Source organism: Prevotella sp. Rep29, from assembly GCF_019551475.1.
GTDB lineage: Bacteria > Bacteroidota > Bacteroidia > Bacteroidales > Bacteroidaceae > Prevotella.
Window position 1 is genome coordinate 2,095,276 of sequence record NZ_CP047159.1, and the last position, 20,370, is coordinate 2,115,645.

The window sequence follows — 20,370 nt, forward strand, 5'->3', positions numbered from 1 at the left end:
ATTGTTTCCTTATTCGCTTCCCTTCTCCACCGCTTTCGATTTCGGCAACAGCAAATTGAGCAACACGCCGACAATGGCTGAGAGTCCTATTCCGCTGACGGAGAATGTGCCGAATGTGAAGACGGCTCCTCCGATGCCCATCGTGAGTACGACGCTGACGATGATGATGTTGCGCGTCTGGTTGAGGTCCACTTTGTTGTTGACGAGGTTTTGGATGCCGACGCTGGCTATTGTGCCGAAGAGCAGCAGCATGATTCCTCCGAGGACGGCATTAGGAATGCTTTTGAGAACGGCGCTAAGTTTTCCGATGACGGAGAACACGATGGCTGTGGCAGCTGCAATGCGGATGACTTGCGGATGGGTGACACGCGTAATTTGCATGGCTCCTGTCACTTCGCTATAGGTAGTGACGGGAGGTCCTCCTATCAGTGATGCCGCCAGACAAGCGAGTCCGTCACCGAACATGGTGCGATGAAGTCCCGGCTCTTTGACAAAGTCTTTCTTTGCCACTTCACCTACGACATAAACGTCACCGATATGTTCGATAACAGGCGCTATCGCCACTGGTATCATGAAGATGAACGGTTCCCAAGAGAACTGTGGCAGCTGGAAGTGTGCGATGCTTGGCGGCAGTGCAAACCATGATGCTTCCTGTATGCTGGTGAAATCTACGAGTCCCATGCTGACTGCGAGGATGTATCCCGCGATGATGCCGCACACGACGGGCAGGAGTTTGAGCAATCCCCGTCCGAGGGTGAGCACGAGTATGGCTGTTATGAGTGAGACGATGGCGAGTATCCAGTTTTCTTTTGCCATATCTACGGCTGCCGTGGAGAGCGATAGTCCGATGAGTATGATGACCGGTCCGACGACGACGGGTGGGAACAGTCGGTCCAAGAGGCGCTTGCCTTGCCACCGTATGAGCACTGACATGATGAAATAGACGAGGGCCACGCCTGCCATTCCTGCGATGGTTCCTGCCATTCCCCACTGCTGCGAGGCTGCAATGATGGGGGCGATAAAGGCGAAGCTCGAACCGAGGAAGATGGGTACCTTGCCTTTTGTGACGAGATGGAAGATGAACGTGCCAAGTCCGGCGGAAAAGAGGGCTGTTGCGGGGTCGAGTCCGACGAGCAGAGGCACGAGAACTGTCGAACCAAAGGCTACGAACAGGAACTGGATGCCGACGATTGTTTTACGGGTTGTTGTTAATTCCATGGTCTTGATATTCTTTTAGTCGCTACGCTTGGTAAAAGCGTCAGAGACGATTAGATAAATATGGTTAGAGTATTTCCGATTGGCATGTAATGCTTGTTCAGAATGTCCATTTGGCTGCGATGGTGGGAATGGCATAGAACTTATCATTGCGCCCTTCTTTGTCGAAGACGAAATTGTTGCTGATTTCAACTTCTGTTCCGAGGCTGAGGTTAACGCCGTCCATTCCTTTCAGCTTGTTGAGATTGAACCAAAACTGTGGTTCGCTGATGGTGATGAGTTTGCCGCGCACATCCTTGTCGTACCACACATCGATGAATCCCGAGAAGGTGCAGAGTCCGCCGGCGAAGGTGTTCCCCCAGACGGCTGTGAGCTGATAGCCGTTGAAGCCTCCACGCCCCATTCCCTTGAAATAGTATTTGTACATGGCTTGCAGCGAGAATGTTTTGGAGAAGTCTTTGCTTGCCCAGTTCCATGCGCCGCCGAGCAGGACGGCGTGTTGGAAGCGTGAGGCGATGGCTGTATGTTCGATTGACGTGGCACCGCCGTTATATTCGATGTGTGCTGCCCAGCGCTTGTTTTTCGTCAGGTGGAACTCGCGGGCGATTTCCCAATAGACTCCTGCTGCTCCGTCCTGGAAATAATCAATGTCGGTGAAAGTGAAGGTTGAGCCCCATTTGTCGGGTTTGAACATTTCGAATGTGGTCGTGACGTTGGGGCGCGCCGAAAGGTTGTTGTAAAATGTGTGACCGAAGTCATAGTGCAGCTGTACGTTCTGCGCCTGCGCAGTCATTGCGAGTGTGAGCATAAGACTGCAAAATGTAATTTTTCTCATACGTTGTTTTTATAAAGTTAATAAATAGTTTCTCGTCTTACGTTTGCATGTTTTTTGAGCACAAAAAAAACCGCTCATTCTTAAAAAAGCGAGCGGTCTATAGTGTCAGCAGACTGAACATCAATGTTGTCCGTCCACTGCTTGATTTTCTCCATGGTTTCATATGCTGTCACATCTACGCGCGTTGGTGTTATGGCGACGTAGCCGTGTGTGAGTGCCCAGTTGTCGGTATCTTTAGCCTTCGGTTCATCGTTGACATAGGAACCGACCATCCAGAAGTATTCCGAGCCCCGTGGATGGATACTGCGCACGCATTCATTCCCCCACGTACCTTTTGCCATTCTACACACTTTGACACCTTTGAACTTCTTTGCCACCGGGAAATTGACATTCAGACAGACTCCTTCGGGAAGTCCTTCTTCAAGAACCTTTTGCGTGATGTGCCTTATATAGGGAAGCAAAGGGTCGAAGTCTGCATCTTCGGCATGGTCACAGAGCGAGAATGCGACAGAGGGGATGTATTTCATTGCTCCTTCCATTGCCACGCCCATGGTTCCGGAATAATGGGTATTGACGGATGCGTTGTCGCCGTGATTGATACCGCCGATTACCATGTCGGGCTTGCGCTTGGTACATAATTGGTCAAGAGCCAGTTTCACGCAGTCAACGGGCGTCCCGTCACACGACCACACTTCAAGCCCTTTTTCTTTGCGCCGAAGCTTGAGATGGAGTGGATTAAACACAGAAAAGGCACATCCATATCCCGACCGCCCTGAATCTGGCGCACAAACCAATAAATCAGCAATATCTCTCAAGGTATCAATCAACACATTGATTCCCTTAGCCTGGAAGCCGTCGTCATTCGAAATAAGTATTAACGGTTTCTTAATTTTCATCATTTTTCCTGAATTTCGCTGCAAAATTACGAAAAAAGGTTTAGATATCACAAGTTTTTCATCTAAAATATGTATCTTTGCAAAAGATAAGTTGCATCTCAGCGATTTCAAGCAACTCTTGATTGCGTTCGACTTGCATTATCTATGCAAAAGATTGTTTCCCGCGTCGTCTGCGTTTCAACGGACCGATGCGGATAAGTTTATTTGTAATAAGAAGCCGGAACTGCGGCAGACAGGAAAGAATACATGGGAAAAATCATAGCTTTAGCAAACCAGAAAGGTGGTGTCGGGAAAACCACGACAGCCATCAACTTAGCCGCATCGCTCGCCACATTGGAAAAAGCCGTATTGGTGGTCGATGCCGACCCGCAGGCCAATGCCTCCAGCGGTCTTGGCGTGGACATACAGGACATTGAAAGTTCGCTGTACGAATGCCTGATCAACCAGACAGACATCAAGGAAGCGATATACACTACAGACATTGAAGGGCTTGACATCGTGCCCAGTCACATTGATTTGGTGGGTGCAGAAATAGAGATGCTGAATTTCGAACAACGGGAAAAAGTCATTTCAAACATGCTTGCCCCCGTGAAAGACGATTATGACTACATTTTAATTGACTGCTCTCCCTCGCTCGGACTGATTACCGTCAACTCATTGACGGCAGCCAACTCGGTCATCATTCCCGTGCAATGTGAATACTTTGCACTTGAAGGTATCACCAAACTTCTGAATACCATCAAGATTATCAAGAGCAAACTGAATCCGAAGCTGGAAATAGAAGGTTTCCTCTTAACGATGTACGACAGCCGTCTGAGGTTGGCAAACCAGATATACGACGAAGTAAAAAGACACTTCCAGGAACTGGTGTTCAACACTGTGATTCAACGCAACGTGAAACTGAGTGAGAGCCCGAGTCACGGACTGCCGGCAATTCTCTACGACGCTGACTCAACAGGTGCTAAGAACTATTTGCGGCTGGCAAACGAAATTATTCAAAAGAACCAATCATAGGGGCAAACGCTCCACGTAATGTTAACGATTATGGCAAAGAAAAAATATCCCGCACTGGGACGCGGGCTTGACGCATTGATATCTACTGACGATGTTCGGACGCAGGGCAGTTCGACCATCAGCGAGGTTGCAATCAGCCAGATTGAACCGAACCCGAACCAGCCGCGACGCGAGTTTGACGAAGAAGCACTCAAAGAGCTTGCCAACAGCATCAAGGAACTGGGCATCGTCTCGCCCATCACCTTGCGCCAGGTAGCTGACAAGCGGTTTCAGATTATTGCAGGAGAACGGCGTTGGCGGGCGTCCCAACTGGCTGGTCTGAAGGCTATGCCGGCTTACATCCGCACCATCAAGGACGAGAATGTCATGGAAATGGCACTCGTGGAAAACATACAGCGCGAAGACCTGAACGCCATCGAGATTGCATTGGCTTACGCTCACCTCATGGAACACGAAGGCATGACTCAGGAAAAAGTGTCGGAGCGCGTCGGAAAAAGTCGCGTGGCAGTAGCCAACTACCTGCGACTGCTGAAACTTCCCGCACAAGTGCAGATGGCACTGCAGAAGCGTGAAATCGACATGGGGCACGCACGGGCACTCCTCTCGCTGGAAAGTCCTTCGCAACAACTCAAACTGTTCCGCGAGATTCAGAAAAACGGATATTCCGTCCGTCAAGTTGAAGATACGGTCAGGAGAATAAAAGACGGGGAGTTGGGCACTGGTGAAAAAAGCATCGGCAAGTCGCGATACCGTCAGTCTAAGGAGTTCGACATTTTGAAAAAAAGGTTGTCCTCATTCTTAAAGACCAAAGTCACGATGACAGTCTCACCCGACGGGAAGGGAAAAATCAGCATCCCGTTCAAGAATGAAGACGAACTGGAATATATTATGAACGTGTTCGACAAATTGAAAGAAAACAACTTGTGAGAATACCTCTACGACATATTGCATACATTGGACTGGCAATCGTGCTCCTGCTCTCTGCCACGACGGTGAAGGCACAACGCATAAAAGTCAAGCGCGATTCGATTCAAACTGAAGATGCGGTTCGCCCTGAACGGGAGATGTCGCTCACTGGAGACACGATACTCGTGACGGCAGACACGCTGGCTGTCAAGCAAAAAAAGGCGAAGCGTGATTGGGAGACATGGCGTCCGAGTGCAAAGCGCGCACTTTGGCTCTCCATCATCCTCCCCGGAGCCGGACAGATTTACAACCGTAAATACTGGAAACTGCCTATCGTCTATGGCGGATTCGTAGGCTGCGCATACGCCATCCGCTGGAACAACATGATGTATAAAGACTATTCGCAAGCATATATCGACATCATGGACGACGACCCGACAACGCAGAGCTACAACCAGTTCCTGCATTTGGGGAATAAGATTACACCCGAAAACGAGGACCGCTACAAGGAGCTGTTCAAAAAGCGTAAGGACTATTACAGGCGTTACCGCGACCTGAGCTTCTTCATCCTCATCGGTGTCTATGCACTATCTGTTGTTGACGCCTATGTGGACGCATCGTTGTCGGAGTTCGACATTTCAAAAGACTTGAGCATGAGCATCTCGCCGACAATCATCAACAACCAAGCGGAGCGCAATCCGTTTAAGGGAGCGGCACTCGGACTGCAATGCTCCATCAATTTTTAACAAGGATAAACAACAAACATAATATGAAAAGAAGAAACTTACTAATCATCGGACTGCTATTCGGAAGTACCTGTGCACTGCATGCGCAGTATAACAATGAAGAATATGAGATAACCGTCACGACGGAAGAAGGAAAGAGTGAAATCATAGAACTCCCCGAAGGACTGACCAGCGAGATGGACAGCCTGCTCGATTTGTATCACACGAAAGCCTATCTGGAACAGGACCCGTCGTGCCAGCAGAGCGATTACAATCCGGAATTCGACCGCGACACCTACATTGAGCGACTCAGAAAACTGCCGACCGTCATGGAAATGTCGCATAACAACGTCGTGCAGAAATTCATCGACCGCTACACTGGACGCATGCGCCGCCACGTCAGCCTCATGCTGGGACTATCCAATTTCTACATGCCCATCTTCGAACAGGCTCTGGAATCTTACGGGCTGCCGTTGGAACTGAAATACCTCCCCATCATTGAGTCGGCACTGAATCCGAAAGCAGTATCGAGAGTCGGAGCCACCGGACTTTGGCAGTTTATGCTCGCAACAGGCAAACGCTACGGCTTGCAGGTCAACTCTCTGGTTGATGAGCGGAAAGACCCTATTCGTTCCTCATACGCTGCTGCACAGTACCTGCGCGACCTCTTCAAAATCTTTGGCGACTGGAATCTCGTCATTGCCGCTTACAACTGCGGACCGGAAAACATCAACCGTGCCATCCGGCGAGCTGGAGGAGAAAAGGACTACTGGAAGATTTATCCGTACCTTCCGGCAGAGACACGCGGATACGTGCCGGCATTCATTGCAGCCAACTATATCATGAACTACTATTGTGAGCATAACATCTGTCCGATGCTGACAGACATCTCACTGAAGACCGACACCATACAGGTTAACCGCGACGTGCACCTCCAACAAATCGCTGCCGTATGCAATACAGACCTCAACATGCTGCGTGAGCTGAATCCACAGTATCGCCGCGACATCGTCAACGGAGGGACTGAGCCTTCGACGATACGACTGCCGCTGGCTGTCATCAACAAGTTCATCGACAACGAAGACTCCATCTACAACTACAACTCGACCAGCCTGTTGGCAAAACGCACTGAGGTAGAAGTGACAGAAACGGCATCGTCATACAGCAACCGCTCTTCTTACAGCCGTCCGTCCAACAGCTACAGTTCACATTACGGGCGGGGAAGCAAAAAGAGTTATTCAAGTTCGAAAAGAGGATACAACAACTATGGCGGCAAGGGCAAAGGCAAACGCGGGAAAAATCAAAGCAGCCGAAACGTGACCGTCAAGAAAGGCGAAACATTGTCGCAGATTGCCGCGAAAAACGGTACCACCGTCAAAAATCTGCAAAAGCTTAACGGCATCAAAGGTTCGAACATACGGGCTGGAAAGAAAATCCGTGTGAAATAGAATTACTAAACCAATCAGGACTAGGCTTCTTAGGCGTACATTATATATAATATATGGACGAGACGAAACGACAGAACATCGAACAAGAGGGCATCGCAGCTGAGGAGAAAATGGTGAACGATGCGTTCCAGGCGCTCATCGACAGTTATCTCGCATCGCGGCATCGCAAGAAAGTGGACATCATCACCAAAGCCTTCAACTTCGCACGACAAGCCCACAAAGGCGTGCGGCGATTGTCGGGGGAGCCTTATATCATGCACCCGCTCGCCGTGGCACAGATTGCCTCTAAGGAAATGGGGCTCGGCTCAACGAGCATCTGCTCGGCACTGCTCCACGATGTGGTCGAAGACACCGACTATACCATTGAGGACATTGAGAACATCTTCGGAAAGAAAATTGCGCAAATCGTTGACGGACTGACCAAAATCTCCGGCGGCATCTTTGGCGAACAGGCTTCGGCACAGGCAGAAAACTTCAAGAAACTGCTGCTCACCATGAGCGAAGACATCCGTGTCATCCTCATCAAGATATGCGACCGCCTGCACAACATGCGCACACTGCAGTCGCAACCTAAGAACAAGCAATACAAAATAGCCGGCGAGACGCTTTATATCTATGCACCGCTTGCCAACCGACTCGGACTCAACAAGATAAAAAGCGAGTTGGAAGACCTCAGCTTCAAATACGAACACCCGGAGGAATACAACTCTATCAAGAAAAAGCTGGCACTCACGCAGGAGTCGCGCGACGAACTCTTCGAGAAGTTCACGGTACCCATCCGTGAGACACTCGACAGCATGGGGTTCAAATACGAGCTGAAAGCACGCGTCAAAGCCCCCTACTCCATCTGGGCAAAGATGCAAAACAAGCACGTCACCTTCGAAGAGATTTACGACATCCTTGCCGTGCGCATCATTTTCACGCCGAAAGACCCGAACAACGAAATCAGAGACTGCTTCAACATCTACGTGGCACTCAGCCAGATATACAAATCCCACCCCGACCGACTCAGAGACTGGACCAGCCATCCGAAAGCCAACGGCTATCAGGCACTCCACGTCACACTGATGTCCAAGCAGGGAAGGTGGATTGAGGTGCAGATACGCTCCGAGCGGATGGACGACATCGCCGAGCAGGGATTTGCCGCACATTGGAAATATAAGGACGGAAACAGTGAGATACAAGAGGACGAGAGCGAACTGAACGATTGGCTCAGCACCATCAAAGAAATTCTTGACGACCCGCAACCGGACGCCATGGACTTCCTGGACGCCATCAAACTCAACCTCTTCGCATCAGAAATCTTCGTCTTCACGCCGAAAGGAGAAATCAAGACCCTGCCCGCCGGATGCACCTGTCTCGACTTTGCTTTCCAGATACACACCTTCCTCGGCAGCCACTGCATCGGGGCAAAGGTCAACCACAAGCTCGTGCCGCTCAGTCATAAGCTCAAGAGTGGCGACCAGGTGGAAATTCTCACATCGGCATCGCAACACGTACAGCCGTCATGGATCAACTTCGCATCCACCGCCAAAGCCAAGTCGAAAATACAATCCATCCTCCGAAGGGATGCCCGGGAGGCACAGAAGAACGGCGAGGAAATCCTCCGCACGTTCCTGCAACAGAACAATCTGGAAATCACCACATCCGCACTCGACAAGCTCTGCGAGTTGCACGGCAAGCCGAAACACGAAGACCTCTATTTCGCCATCGGCAAAAAGAGCATCATACTGGGCAACAAAGACCTTGACGAGCTCTTTAACAAGAAAGCCACGTCGTGGCGGCGATACGTGCCCTTCCTCACCTCCGACAAGAAAAAGGAAAAAGAGCAGCGACACGCACCCGAACATATTGTCGTTTCAAAAGACCTGAACCGGAAAATGCCCATATTCATCACCGAAGAGAATATCAGTCAATACATTTTCCCACAATGCTGCCACCCGATACCCGATGACGACATCCTCGGATATATCAACAACCACAAGCATATCGAGATTCACAAACGCGCCTGCCCCGTCGCTGCCAAACTGAAGTCAAGCTACGGCAACCGCATACTTGATGCGCAATGGCAGATGCACCACCAGCTGCTCTTCGACGCCACCATCCAGATTCGGGGCATCGACCGCATGGGTATGTTGCACGACTTGGCAGACGTCATCTCCGGGCAGTTGAACGTCAACATGCGCAAAATCACCATCTCGTCCAACGACGGCATCTTCGACGGCATCATCGAACTCAGGGTGTACGACCGCAAGGATGTACAGGTGATTATGGATAAACTCAAGAAGATAAAGGATTTGAAAGAGATTCAACACATCGTGTAAGACGCATATTGAATCAGCGACGGAGAGCGACCGCCCCTCCTACACAATCATGTCCAACTGCTTTTTCAGACTCACCAGCTGGTCGCGCACCGAAATCAGGTTCTCCATGACCTTTGCACTCTTGTCCGCTCCGTCACGATTTGCATTCAGCACTTTCCGCGCAGCTGCCAATTTGAAGCCACGCACCTTCACCAGATTGTAAATCAACTTGATTTGCTCAATGTCCTTCTCCGTATATTGGCGCACGTTGTTGCCACCCGTCTTCGGCTTCAGGTGTGGAAACTCCGTCTCCCAATAGCGCAAAAGACTTTCTTTCACGCCGAACATTTCCGCAACTTCTTTGATGGAGTAGTACGTTTTCAGGTTTTGGTCTTTCTTCAATGGCATAATCGTCTATATCTTCTGCAAAGGCCATGCAAATCGAACGCAATCAAGACTTGCTTGAATTGCTGAGATGCAGCTTATTTTCTGCAAAGATAATGTAAAATCTCCAAACAACCAACATTTTCCTGATTTTTCTCCCCTGCACAAAAAAGCTTCACCGTTTCACAACGATGAAGCAACAGAAAAGTGATAATAAAATAAAAAGTAAAGTCGAGAAAGAACGGCACGTTTTGCGTGCCCGTTCTTTTTTCTTACTTAATGGAACCACTCGTCACCAGCAACGTAGCCTTTATTACGGTGTCCACTCGTTTCATTGATATGCAATCCGTGTTTATTAAACTGCAGGTAATACGCTGGAGTTTGTTTCTTTTGATCAGTTGTTGCACCAGCATCTGCAGGTTGTACGTTTCGCGTCCAATAATATCCTGTTTGTACTCTTTGATAAGCAGGTTTATCCTCAATTTCAGAAATAGTCGTTCCATCATAAAATCCTAAAGCGGGAAGGAAGAAATAATCCTGTGTATTGGCAGGTTTTCCTGCATAATAATTAGGCGCAATATCTGTATTGAAATCGTTATCGTGCTCTCTATCTATTCTAAAATCGTACCAGCCTGGTACATCCACGCCACCGATTGCCTTGCCATAATAAGCATGATTCTCACAGAAATAGGGACCGTCGCCATGATGGCTGGCATGACCGCACTTCGTTGTGCCACCTTCTCCATCCAGAATGACTGCTTTCCGTTTAATCCAAATACCTCCAGTTCTTGTCTTTTCTACTAATTTTCTTTTCCAAACCAGATCACCATAGTCATCATACTCTTGTACATTTACATAACATTTAACCTTATACTCTGTCGTTTCATCCCAACGTACATCACCATTCTTGAGATACCACCACACTTCATTTACATTCGGCATATATCTGCAAGACTGATAGGCTGTATCTGGTGCTGCCACATTTAGATTCTGGTTATACACAGTATAGTCATAAGGCGATGCGGCATCCCATTTATACCAAACGGATTCGTAAACCAGTTCGTCCGAGAAGTTAGGATAGAGAGTTGGCTTGAGGTTAACGAACTTATTCTCTTTGTACTCATACGAGCTATAAGTTTTGGTCACTTCCGCCTTGCGGTGATACTCATCGAAGAGATAGAACTTCAGCGACAACTTATGCGTGCCCGGTGGAATGACCACGTAGATGCCTTTTTCCTTGTTGTTCGTCGCTTCGAGCGGGAAGCCGTATTCATACTCACCCGTACCCGTCTTGAAATAAATGGTCTGCGATTTCTTTCCATTATCTTCCGCTGTCTTACCTATGAGGCTGCCGTCTGAGAAATGGAAATCACCTGCAAGGTCGGTGCCGTCTGCCGTAATCTCCAGCTTATCAATGGTCACGTTGTTGTCGATGCCTGCACCTTTCGTCGGATAGATAGCGAGGTAGGACGCCTTATGGTCAAGCACGAACTGATATGTTCCGTCCGACTGCTTATTGGCTGTAGCCATTCCACAGTCACCAGCCACACCGAAATGGTCCATGTCTTCTTCTTTTATCTGCTCCTGTTCTTTCGCAATAGTTACATATACGTCCGTTTCTTTTGTACCATGGGCAGCATCGGTGCCTTCCGACACATTGTGCACTTGTCCGAGATAGAAAACCGGATAGCTTGCTGCATCGAAAGAACCATGGATATCGAAATATCCGGCAGCCACCTTTTCTGTAGGCTCGTCCTTCTCTGTGTTCACTCTGACCGTATGGCTCTCATAGAACTTGTTGTCTGTGTTCTTCACCCAAATGCGGTCGTTCTTGGTCCAATAGAAGGGAAATTTGCTCCCGTTTCTCGCCGCAGAGGTGCGATTGGGTCCGAAAGGTGAGTTTTGCGGGGTTTCAGCCACCGATGAGAAGACCGTGACAGGTCCCGTATAGGGCACCTCCGGCTCAATTATATCTTCAGTGAGCAACTGCTCATCACTGCAACTAATGAGTGCGAACGATGCGGCTATCGCACACATTGCGAACAAAAACTTTGTCTTCATAATTATCATTTGTTTCTTTTTATTACTTTTCTATGTTTTCTTACTTAGCCATTAAAATTCCCAAATAATGCGTCTTGGTATTCAAAATGATTATCCTCGTCACTGAAAATGAAATTCTTTGAAGGACGATCACCTTCTTCCTCCGGACCGTCATCGTCCTCATCAGCGTCGTTATGGGTGGAAGGACCACCACTGGTGGACACCGAACAAATGAAAACACACTCTACGGGGATTACCATAGATTCAGGCTTTACATACTCTTTTTTCTTCATCACTTTATTGTTTAGATATCAATTCAATTACTACAAAAACTTGTTGCCAAGACAAATACATTACTCTCTTTCCGCTTCGGCTTATAGAATCTATTCGTTTTTACACCTTACTTATTATATAGACTCTACTTCCATTTTTCGCTGATACTCGAGGTATATCTCTTAGAATCGGGTGCAAAGTTAAAACATTTTTTTAGTTTTACCCCCCCGAAACGTTAATAATACTAAATCATATGTTATTTTTTGTATTATTTGCGATTTTTCATTACACTTTGTTGGTCTTTTTCTTGTTTTTCCTGAAAAACTTTTACTTATTTCAGAATCCCAAATTGCACAGAATTCCCCTGCTGATGAGCCGCAGGAACAAACCTATTCATCCGGCTGAGATGGTAAAACCAACCCTGTATAAACATACGAAAAAGGGCGTATAAATATACGGTTGAACTTTCGTTTTCCAAAAGTGCCACTTTTGCATCCTGAAAGTGGCACTTTTGGCTCCTAAAAGTTCCCCTTTTGGAGTGCAAAAGTGGCACTTTTGGAAAGCCATTTCTAACATTCTGATAAACAGCGAGTTAACAATGCACACCCAAAACAGTCACCCATGTATAAATATACATTTCCGGGGAGTACGGAGAACAGGCGGCTGGACACGACGAAAATCCATCGGACTCACATCACGCAGTGAGGCAAAAAACGCGTTTCTGTAAGGTATAGAGGGCATATCAGAGGATTTGTAGAGGGCAAATTAAATGGCTGACGCTCAAAAAAAGCATGGAAAATCAAAGAGAATACAGAATAAAATGCGTAATTTTGCAGCCGCAAAAGCGGAGACAGAAGCCCCGCAAGGCGTAACACGATATTGAAAAAGAGATGCAGGACATTAGAAACATTGCGATTATCGCCCACGTAGACCACGGCAAGACGACGCTCGTGGACAAGATGATGTTGGCTGGCAACCTGTTCCGTGACGGACAGAATCTCAGCAGCCAGGTATTGGACAACAACGACTTGGAGCGTGAGCGAGGCATCACCATTCTCTCGAAGAATGTATCTATCAACTATAAGGGCACGAAAATCAACATCATCGACACCCCGGGACACAGCGATTTCGGCGGTGAGGTGGAGCGTGTGCTCAACATGGCTGACGGCTGCCTGCTGCTGGTGGACGCATTCGAAGGTCCGATGCCGCAGACACGGTTTGTCTTGCAAAAGGCTCTGGAGATAGGGCTGAAGCCGATTGTCGTGGTCAACAAGGTGGACAAGCCCAACTGCCGTCCCGAAGAGGTTTACGAAATGGTCTTCGACCTGATGTTCTCCCTCAATGCGACGGAAGACCAGCTGGACTTCCCCGTTGTCTATGGCAGTGCCAAGAACGGATGGATGGGCGAGGACTACAACACCCCGACGGACAATATCACCTATCTCTTAGACAAAATCGTGGAAGTGATTCCTGCTCCGAAACAGCTCGAGGGCACGCCACAGATGCTCATCACGTCGCTCGACTACTCGTCATACACCGGACGCATCGCCGTCGGACGCGTACATCGCGGCACACTCAAGGACGGCATGCAGGTGACCATCGCCCACCGCGACGGCACGATGGAGAAGACCCGCATCAAGGAGTTGCATACGTTTGAGGGCATGGGACACGTGCGCACAGAGCAGGTGGACTGTGGCGACATCTGCGCGGTAATCGGTCTGGAGCGCTTCGAAATCGGCGACACCATCTGCGACGCAGAACAGCCGGAGCCTCTTCCCGTCATCGCCATCGACGAGCCGACGATGTCGATGCTCTTCACTATCAACGACTCGCCTTTCTTCGGAAAAGAAGGAAAATACGTGACCAGCCGCCACATCAACGACCGGCTGCAGAAAGAACTCGAAAAGAACCTCGCCCTGCGCGTGGAATCATTCGAAGACAGCACCGACAAATGGCTTGTCAGCGGACGCGGTGTGCTGCATCTCTCCGTACTCATCGAGACCATGCGCCGCGAAGGCTACGAACTGCAGGTAGGACAGCCGCAAGTCATCTACAAAGAGATTGACGGCAAGCGCTGCGAACCTATCGAGGAACTGACCATCAACGTGCCGGAAGAGTTTGCCTCGAAGATGATTGACATGGTGACACGCCGCAAAGGCGAGATGACCAGCATGGAGACACAGGGCGACCGCACGAACATTGAGTTCGACATGCCCTCGCGCGGCATCATCGGACTGCGCACCAACGTGCTGACGGCATCGCAGGGAGAAGCCATCATGGCACACCGATTCAAGGAATATCAGCCTTATAAAGGCGACATCGAGCGCCGCGTGAACGGCTCGATGATTGCCATGGAATCGGGAACTGCCTACGCCTATTCCATCGACAAGCTGCAGGACCGCGGAAAATTCTTCATCGACCCGGGCGAGGATGTGTATGCCGGCGAAGTGGTCGGTGAACATATCCACGAGAAAGACCTCGTCATCAACGTGACCAAGGCGAAGCAGCTCACCAACGTCCGCGCTTCCGGTTCCGACGAGAAAGCACGCATCATTCCGAAGACAGAACTCTCATTGGAGGAAACACTGGAATACATCCGTGCCGACGAGTATGTGGAATGTACGCCGAAAGCCATCCGCATGCGCAAGATTATCCTCGACCACAACGAGCGGAAGAAAGCCAACAAGGAATAACACCGCCACCGGAAACAGTGGAAAATATCACTAAACGGAACGGAAAAAGCTGAATCATTTGTTTTTTCCGAAAATTATCTTTATCTTTGTAGAGTTCACATATAAGACCTACCATCATGGGAAATATTTGCTGGACTGGACGAAGAGCGAGTTGTTTTGTGCCAAACAATGACAAAACAACGAACCTCGCATGGAGAAACCCATAGGTCAAAAGATGAAAAACCAACCTATAATAATAAATAATGTATTAATCTCTTAACACAAAAAGCATTATGAAAAAAGTATTATTCAGTATCGCTATCGTAGTGGCAGGACTGTTCGTTCCGTTGCCGTCTCCCATCTCGGGGTCGTGACGTGTCATCCAGTCGGGCACGTCAACAGAATAGCCAAACTTGTCGTTGGTGTACGTTGTGAAACCTTCGGCAGCTTGTTCTGCCTGCCCTTCATTAGCGGTGGATGTTGCATTCTTGTTTCCACTGCCGGATTCACGCTCATCGGGCGCGAATCCGGCATTTTTTGTTGCCCACGAAACGACGCTATCGCCAACCCGTCACGACGTATGTTCTCGCATGCCCTACCCTGTCCATGACTCGTCCTAAATGTTAAAATACCGAAAACGATGTCACATCCTGCTGTTTTTTGTGTCTTATAAGTAGAGACATGGAACAGAAAGCATTTGAAATAGAGATTCAACGCATCCGTCCCCATCTGATTAACGAAGCGGAACAACTGCTGAAAGACGGAGAAGAGGCTGAAGACGTCGTGCAAGACACGATTCTGAAGCTGTGGACCATGCGCGACCGGCTCGACGAATACCGCTCAATGGAGGGACTGGCTGTGGTCATGGTGCGGCGACTGGCACTCAATCAGATGCGCACGATAACTGTTCGCAAACTGTGGAGCGGGAAAAAGGACAACGAGGACAAGTCGCTGACGCCCGATGCTGAGTTGTCACCAGAGGAACAATTGGTGATGCAAGAGCAAGACGGACAACTGAAGGCACTCATCTCACAACTGCCCGACAAACAGCAAGCCATCTTGCGCATGAAGCATCTTGACGGGATGGAGACAGAACAGATAGCACAACTTGCCGGTTGCTCGGAAGCGGCTGTCCGACAAAATCTCTCACGCGCCAGACGGCAGATATGGAAATGTTTCAAACGATAGAAAATATGAAGGTAATGACAGAAATAGAGAACATCAAAAAAATGGTGGAACGCTTTCTCGACGGAGAGACAACCACCGCAGAGGAGCAAATGCTATACGACTATTTTGCTGCGGACGTTGTGCCAAAAGAACTCCGTCCCTATCAGGAAATGTTCCGTTGGTATGCAGGAGGCATGAAAGAACCACTTCCTGTCAGCAACAAGAAGCGTACGCTCCTCGCACGCATAGCTGTCGCCGCCTCCGTGGTGCTGCTCGTCGGAGTAGGAGTCAGTTGGTACAGACACGTCGAATATGAAAAGCTGTGTGCCATCTACAAAGACAGCTATATCGTACGCAACGGTAAAAAAATCACCGACATCAGGACGATAAAACCCGAACTGGAACGTGTTTCCAACGAAGTAGCCCTGAGCCTGTCAAGAGATTTTTCCGAAAAGCAAATCAACATACAGGACTTGCCTGTAATATAAATTATAAACTAATGTGTAGAATTGTAATCCTCAAAATGAAAAATATGAATCGACTGACAATGATGTTGCTCTGGCTGATGGTATCGGCAGCAGCAACGGCACAAGGAAAAATCGACAAGATTGTAAAGGAAATCGAGTCGAAAGGAGTGGAAGCCACTGTCGTGGTAAAGCGCAACAGTGAATCGAAAAAGATGTATCTGCGCATACAGACCTACTTCTTCAGAAGTAAAAACGGGAAATATGCCAATCAGCTGGTGGAGGCATTTCGGGAAGAGAGCGAAGATGCTGACGAAGCGATTATGAACAAACCCGTCAAATCGTTTATCAAAAGTGGGCAGACAGGCACAACCAAGCACTATGAACTCGTGTTCACGGAGAAAAAGGTGAAAAAGATATACATGCTGGATGTCGCATCCGAAAAAGACGGCAACCCCTTCGTGCAACTGCAGATTGTCATGCGCGACGGGAATGTGCCAGCCAACAAGGGCGACTATAAGGTTTTCAAGTACGACCTCCGAGACCTCTCGGACGCAACACTCTTAAAAGCTGACGAGTGGAACAATCTCTTCTCGAAAAACAACGTCCATGTGTTCGAACTGCCAACCGACAGTCTCAAAGGCATCAACTGGCAAGACGCAAGGGAACAGTTTAAGGAACTGAAAAAGCAGCTGGAACCTTATAGAAACATCAATTCAAAGACGCTTGTGCTCAAAAAGCATCTCATTTGATATTCGGCCATAAACTATCTACAAATATTTATCGGGGAAGGGTGCGGGGAGCATTCTTCCCTTTTTTCATGTAATAAAAAGCGGATAATGGCGTTTTATACAAAAACGACAGAAATATGAAAACGACAATTCGAACAATTCTTATGCTGCTGTTACTTACCATTTCGGCGACGGTGACGGCGCAGAGCAAACCCGGAACATTCTCCGTCACTCCGAAAATTGGTGTCAGCATCGCCAAACTGACAAAGTGGGACTGGGTGAAAGGCATCACTCTTGACCACGCCGACTCACGCCATAAGGCTGGATTCACGGGAGGAGCCGAACTGCAATACCAGGCAACAGACATCATCGCACTGTCGGTCGGTGCCATGTATTCCATGCAGGGAGTCGGTTTTGACGACTATGCGGTGGAAAACGGTGACGGCACTTATACGGGCGTGAACAACCTTCACCTCGACCTGCAATACATCACGATGCCAATACTCTTCAACTGCTACGTGGCAAAGGGGCTCGCCTTGAAGGCTGGCGTACAGCCGGCATTCCTTCTGGATGCCCGGATGAAGTCGGAGGCAGCCATCTATACGGTTGCTGAAGACGGCATGAAGACCTATCAGCCAGTGGAGGAGATCGACTCGAAATGGACTACCGTCAAGTCGTTTGACGTTACCATTCCCGTCGGCATCTCCTACGAATATGAGAATGTGGTGCTCGATGCACGCTATCATTTCGGACTGATGACGGTTTTCAAGTCAGGACTCTGGTCGTCAACCAACAGCGTGTTCTCAATCACGGTAGGCTATAAGTTCGATTTGTAAAGAACAATAGTAAGACAAAATGTCACACGTTTGTGTCGTTTTGTCACGAAAACGCAATTGGTACATCTCTTGCATTTCCTATGAGTGAAGACGGAAACCAAAATGGTGGATGTCACAAGAAACAAAATGTATAACTAATTAAATAAATGGAGGAAATGATTATGTTACCAGTAATGCGTAGAAACTCATGGTTACCCGAAGTGTTCAACGACTTTTTTGACACTGACTTCATGCCGAAGGCAAATGCGACGGCACCAGCCATCAACGTAATTGAATCAGACAACGAATACAAGGTGGAAGTAGCCGCACCGGGTATGCGCAAAGAAGACTTCGACATCAACATCAATCAGAACGGCGACCTCACGATTAAGATGGAAAGCAAGCGCGAGAAGAAAGAAGAAGATAAGAAAGCACACTATCTGCGCCGTGAGTTCTCGTACTCGAAATTCGAGCAGACACTGATTCTGCCGGAGGACGTTGACAAGGAGAAGATTGCAGCACGCGTGGAAGACGGCGTACTGAACATCGACCTGCCGAAAGTCGTGAAGGAGGAAGTGAAGGTTGCACGCCAGATAACGGTCGGATAAACCGCTCTCCCACTCCAACCGAACAAGATGAATGATTTACCATAAACGAAAAGCGCCCCGAATTGCTCAAACAATTCGGGGCGCTTTTTGTTGGTTACAATCACGTTACATCACCGAAAAATAAGCTTTCAAAATTTGGTCTTTCGTTATATTTCTGCTAATTTTGCCCCGAAATTTCAATTATTTATCAACTAAGAAACATAAAGACATGCTACTGAACATATTACTTGTAGTCATTGGAATCATACTCGTGCTGTGGGGTGCCGACCGCATGACCGACGGTGCCGTTGCGCTAGCTGAGCGCATGAACATCCCGCAGATTGTCATCGGACTGACGATTGTTGCCATGGGAACATCGGCACCGGAACTGTTTGTGAGTCTCGTTTCTGCCATCAAAGGGACACCCGACCTCGCTGTCGGCAACGTGGTGGGCAGCAACATCTTCAACACGCTGCTGATTGTGGGCTGTGCAGCGATTGCCGCGCCACTGGCGATGCTGAGGACGACAGTCAAAAGAGACCTGCCGTTCATCCTGGTTGTATCTGCCCTACTCATGGTCATGTGTCTCGATATGCACATCACACGCATAGACGCACTTGTTTTATTCGGACTGTTCCTGCTCTACATTGCATACACCTTGGCGAAGAGCGGCAAATCTCAGACTGAGGATGAAACGGAAAAGAAAGGCTATTCGCCCTTGAAATCGGTCTTTTTGATTGCGCTCGGACTGGGCTGTCTGATTCTTGGCAGTAACCTGTTTGTCAATGGTGCCACGGAGATTGCCTCCCTGCTGGGCGTATCCGAAGCCGTCATCGGTCTGACCGTCGTCGCCGGAGGCACGTCGCTCCCCGAGTTGGCAACGAGCGTTGTGGCAGCACGCAAAGGACAAAGTGCGATTGCCATTGGCAATGTGATAGGCTCGAACATCTTCAATATCCTGATGATTCTCGGCATTACGGGCATCATCTGTCCGATGCAGATTCAAGGCATCACGACGGTTGACCTCTGCGTGATGACCGCAAGTTCCCTGCTGCTATGGCTGTTTGCCTTCACCAAACTGAAGGTGGCGCGCTGGGAAGGTGTCGTCCTGGTACTGCTGTTCTTTGGATACATGTACTGGCTGATTAGTGAAGCCATTTAATCTGCAGCCATCAGACTGAGAAAAAGGATTGATGAGATAACGAAAAATCGGGCGGATTTCCCCAAAAGGAAGTCCGCCCGTTTTTTGTGTGCGTTCCGTTCTTTTATATATCCAATGAGGGCATCACGATATGATTGTCGGTCTTGTTCTCTTTCAGTTTGCGCTTGAACAGTTCAAAGCGGTAGCCGAGCGTGACGGAGAAGCCATTGTTTCTCAGCGCCTTTACACCGTCGTCTATGCTGGTAGCGGCAAAATCTGCCGTATAGCGCACGCCGAGCATGATGTTTTTATACTCATACGAAGCGCCGGCAACTACTCCCGCATTCAACTTCGCCACGTTGTCTTCCACGAGTTTGTGGTCTTTGATGTTCACTCCTGCCTGTATGCCGGCATGAATGCCGAAGCCGTGCAGGAAGTAGGCGTGGAAGAGGATGGGCACCGTCAGATAGTCGAGTCCGACGTTCCCGCCGTTCGTCTTGAAACCCTGTTGTGAATAGTTCAATCCGCCCGATATGGCAAAAGTGCGGTCCATCTGATATTCCCATTCCGCCCCGATAAGGAGACCGGCTTTGGTCTTTGGCGACAGACTGGTCGAAATCTTGTTGATGTTGGTAAAATTCACCCCTGCGAATGTGCGTAGGGATATGCTGTATGGCTCTCTTTGCGCATGAACGGCAAGCGTCATGGTCAGAGCAAGTGATAATATCAATAGTTTTTTCATGATGATTGTGAA

General features: G+C 48.8%; 19 protein-coding genes. 12 read left to right on the forward strand and 7 right to left on the reverse strand.

Annotated elements, in window-relative coordinates; translation table 11 throughout:
- Window positions 1–9 precede the first annotated feature (9 nt).
- The 3 genes from GRF55_RS08920 to surE all read right to left on the reverse strand — a co-directional run bounded on the left by GRF55_RS08920 (window position 10) and on the right by surE (window position 2,946).
- A complete protein-coding gene (locus GRF55_RS08920; protein ID WP_220368073.1) occupies window positions 10–1,218 on the reverse strand; it encodes a uracil-xanthine permease family protein in 1,209 nt (402 codons plus the stop codon).
- Window positions 1,219–1,315: 97 nt separating this feature from the next.
- Complete coding sequence (locus tag GRF55_RS08925) at window positions 1,316–2,050, reverse strand: DUF5020 family protein (RefSeq protein WP_220368074.1); 735 nt, start codon at window positions 2,048–2,050, stop codon at window positions 1,316–1,318.
- 80 nt (window positions 2,051–2,130) lie between these two features.
- Window positions 2,131–2,946 (reverse strand): 5'/3'-nucleotidase SurE, encoded by an 816-nt coding sequence (surE, locus tag GRF55_RS08930; protein WP_220369684.1) that lies wholly within the window; start codon window positions 2,944–2,946, stop codon window positions 2,131–2,133.
- Between the two features lie 246 nt (window positions 2,947–3,192).
- Here surE and GRF55_RS08935 point away from each other — a divergent pair, with 246 nt between their 5' ends.
- From GRF55_RS08935 to GRF55_RS08955, 5 genes are read left to right on the forward strand one after another with little or no spacing between them, the layout of a single operon-like run.
- Window positions 3,193–3,960: a ParA family protein gene (locus tag GRF55_RS08935; RefSeq protein ID WP_220368075.1), complete on the forward strand. Its 768-nt coding sequence runs from the start codon at window positions 3,193–3,195 to the stop codon at window positions 3,958–3,960.
- Between the two features lie 27 nt (window positions 3,961–3,987).
- Window positions 3,988–4,887, forward strand: a complete 900-nt coding sequence (locus GRF55_RS08940) for a ParB/RepB/Spo0J family partition protein (protein WP_220369685.1) — start codon at window positions 3,988–3,990, stop codon at window positions 4,885–4,887.
- The gene (locus tag GRF55_RS08945) at window positions 4,884–5,612 is read left to right on the forward strand and encodes a DUF5683 domain-containing protein (protein WP_370626710.1); all 729 of its coding nucleotides are present in this window, start codon (window positions 4,884–4,886) and stop codon (window positions 5,610–5,612) included. Before GRF55_RS08940 ends, GRF55_RS08945 begins: the two co-directional genes overlap by 4 nt.
- A gap of 23 nt (window positions 5,613–5,635) precedes the next feature.
- Complete coding sequence (locus tag GRF55_RS08950) at window positions 5,636–7,039, forward strand: lytic transglycosylase domain-containing protein (RefSeq protein WP_220368076.1); 1,404 nt, start codon at window positions 5,636–5,638, stop codon at window positions 7,037–7,039.
- Window positions 7,040–7,092: 53 nt separating this feature from the next.
- Window positions 7,093–9,363: a bifunctional (p)ppGpp synthetase/guanosine-3',5'-bis(diphosphate) 3'-pyrophosphohydrolase gene (locus GRF55_RS08955; RefSeq protein WP_220368077.1), complete on the forward strand. Its 2,271-nt coding sequence runs from the start codon at window positions 7,093–7,095 to the stop codon at window positions 9,361–9,363.
- A 39-nt stretch (window positions 9,364–9,402) separates the two neighbouring features.
- On the opposite strand, the gene GRF55_RS08960 is transcribed toward GRF55_RS08955, so the two are convergent.
- The 3 genes from GRF55_RS08960 to GRF55_RS08970 form a co-directional block, all read right to left on the reverse strand.
- A complete protein-coding gene (locus GRF55_RS08960) occupies window positions 9,403–9,750 on the reverse strand; it encodes a MerR family transcriptional regulator (protein ID WP_220368078.1) in 348 nt (115 codons plus the stop codon).
- Window positions 9,751–10,002: 252 nt separating this feature from the next.
- On the reverse strand, window positions 10,003–11,787 hold the full coding sequence (locus GRF55_RS08965) for a hypothetical protein (RefSeq protein ID WP_220368079.1): 1,785 nt from the start codon (window positions 11,785–11,787) through the stop codon (window positions 10,003–10,005).
- 44 nt (window positions 11,788–11,831) lie between these two features.
- Complete coding sequence (locus tag GRF55_RS08970) at window positions 11,832–12,059, reverse strand: hypothetical protein (RefSeq protein ID WP_220368080.1); 228 nt, start codon at window positions 12,057–12,059, stop codon at window positions 11,832–11,834.
- Window positions 12,060–12,929: 870 nt separating this feature from the next.
- Between GRF55_RS08970 and typA the strand changes: the two genes are divergently transcribed.
- The 7 genes from typA to GRF55_RS09005 all read left to right on the forward strand — a co-directional run bounded on the left by typA (window position 12,930) and on the right by GRF55_RS09005 (window position 19,637).
- Complete coding sequence (gene typA / locus GRF55_RS08975) at window positions 12,930–14,732, forward strand: translational GTPase TypA (RefSeq protein ID WP_220368081.1); 1,803 nt, start codon at window positions 12,930–12,932, stop codon at window positions 14,730–14,732.
- 660 nt (window positions 14,733–15,392) lie between these two features.
- Window positions 15,393–15,899, forward strand: a complete 507-nt coding sequence (locus GRF55_RS08980) for an RNA polymerase sigma factor (RefSeq protein WP_220368082.1) — start codon at window positions 15,393–15,395, stop codon at window positions 15,897–15,899.
- Window positions 15,900–15,904: 5 nt separating this feature from the next.
- On the forward strand, window positions 15,905–16,366 hold the full coding sequence (locus GRF55_RS08985) for a hypothetical protein (protein WP_220368083.1): 462 nt from the start codon (window positions 15,905–15,907) through the stop codon (window positions 16,364–16,366).
- Window positions 16,367–16,410: 44 nt separating this feature from the next.
- Entirely contained in the window at window positions 16,411–17,094 is a 684-nt protein-coding gene (locus GRF55_RS08990) for a DUF5024 domain-containing protein (protein ID WP_220368084.1), read from the forward strand.
- Window positions 17,095–17,210: 116 nt separating this feature from the next.
- On the forward strand, window positions 17,211–17,909 hold the full coding sequence (locus tag GRF55_RS08995; protein ID WP_220368085.1) for a porin family protein: 699 nt from the start codon (window positions 17,211–17,213) through the stop codon (window positions 17,907–17,909).
- 173 nt (window positions 17,910–18,082) lie between these two features.
- Window positions 18,083–18,496 carry an Hsp20/alpha crystallin family protein gene (locus GRF55_RS09000; RefSeq protein ID WP_220369687.1) on the forward strand — a complete coding sequence of 138 codons (414 nt, stop codon included), beginning with the start codon at window positions 18,083–18,085 and terminating at the stop codon, window positions 18,494–18,496.
- 208 nt (window positions 18,497–18,704) lie between these two features.
- Window positions 18,705–19,637 carry a calcium/sodium antiporter gene (locus GRF55_RS09005; RefSeq protein WP_220368086.1) on the forward strand — a complete coding sequence of 311 codons (933 nt, stop codon included), beginning with the start codon at window positions 18,705–18,707 and terminating at the stop codon, window positions 19,635–19,637.
- A 103-nt stretch (window positions 19,638–19,740) separates the two neighbouring features.
- Here the strand turns inward: GRF55_RS09005 and GRF55_RS09010 are convergent, their stop codons facing one another.
- On the reverse strand, window positions 19,741–20,358 hold the full coding sequence (locus GRF55_RS09010) for a porin family protein (protein ID WP_220368087.1): 618 nt from the start codon (window positions 20,356–20,358) through the stop codon (window positions 19,741–19,743).
- Window positions 20,359–20,370: the final 12 nt, after the last annotated feature.

What these genes read in the sequence shown, in the direction of transcription:
- GRF55_RS08920 (WP_220368073.1), bottom strand. Translation starts at nt 1,218, where the DNA reads ATGGAATTAACAACAACCCGTAAAACAATCGTCGGCATCCAGTTCCTG.
- GRF55_RS08925 (WP_220368074.1), bottom strand. Translation starts at nt 2,050, where the DNA reads ATGAGAAAAATTACATTTTGCAGTCTTATGCTCACACTCGCAATGACT.
- surE (WP_220369684.1), bottom strand. Translation starts at nt 2,946, where the DNA reads ATGAAAATTAAGAAACCGTTAATACTTATTTCGAATGACGACGGCTTC.
- GRF55_RS08935 (WP_220368075.1), top strand. Translation starts at nt 3,193, where the DNA reads ATGGGAAAAATCATAGCTTTAGCAAACCAGAAAGGTGGTGTCGGGAAA.
- GRF55_RS08950 (WP_220368076.1), top strand. Translation starts at nt 5,636, where the DNA reads ATGAAAAGAAGAAACTTACTAATCATCGGACTGCTATTCGGAAGTACC.
- GRF55_RS08955 (WP_220368077.1), top strand. Translation starts at nt 7,093, where the DNA reads ATGGACGAGACGAAACGACAGAACATCGAACAAGAGGGCATCGCAGCT.
- GRF55_RS08960 (WP_220368078.1), bottom strand. Translation starts at nt 9,750, where the DNA reads ATGCCATTGAAGAAAGACCAAAACCTGAAAACGTACTACTCCATCAAA.
- GRF55_RS08965 (WP_220368079.1), bottom strand. Translation starts at nt 11,787, where the DNA reads ATGAAGACAAAGTTTTTGTTCGCAATGTGTGCGATAGCCGCATCGTTC.
- GRF55_RS08970 (WP_220368080.1), bottom strand. Translation starts at nt 12,059, where the DNA reads ATGAAGAAAAAAGAGTATGTAAAGCCTGAATCTATGGTAATCCCCGTA.
- typA (WP_220368081.1), top strand. Translation starts at nt 12,930, where the DNA reads ATGCAGGACATTAGAAACATTGCGATTATCGCCCACGTAGACCACGGC.
- GRF55_RS08980 (WP_220368082.1), top strand. Translation starts at nt 15,393, where the DNA reads ATGGAACAGAAAGCATTTGAAATAGAGATTCAACGCATCCGTCCCCAT.
- GRF55_RS08985 (WP_220368083.1), top strand. Translation starts at nt 15,905, where the DNA reads ATGAAGGTAATGACAGAAATAGAGAACATCAAAAAAATGGTGGAACGC.
- GRF55_RS08990 (WP_220368084.1), top strand. Translation starts at nt 16,411, where the DNA reads ATGAATCGACTGACAATGATGTTGCTCTGGCTGATGGTATCGGCAGCA.
- GRF55_RS08995 (WP_220368085.1), top strand. Translation starts at nt 17,211, where the DNA reads ATGAAAACGACAATTCGAACAATTCTTATGCTGCTGTTACTTACCATT.
- GRF55_RS09000 (WP_220369687.1), top strand. Translation starts at nt 18,083, where the DNA reads ATGCGTAGAAACTCATGGTTACCCGAAGTGTTCAACGACTTTTTTGAC.
- GRF55_RS09005 (WP_220368086.1), top strand. Translation starts at nt 18,705, where the DNA reads ATGCTACTGAACATATTACTTGTAGTCATTGGAATCATACTCGTGCTG.
- GRF55_RS09010 (WP_220368087.1), bottom strand. Translation starts at nt 20,358, where the DNA reads ATGAAAAAACTATTGATATTATCACTTGCTCTGACCATGACGCTTGCC.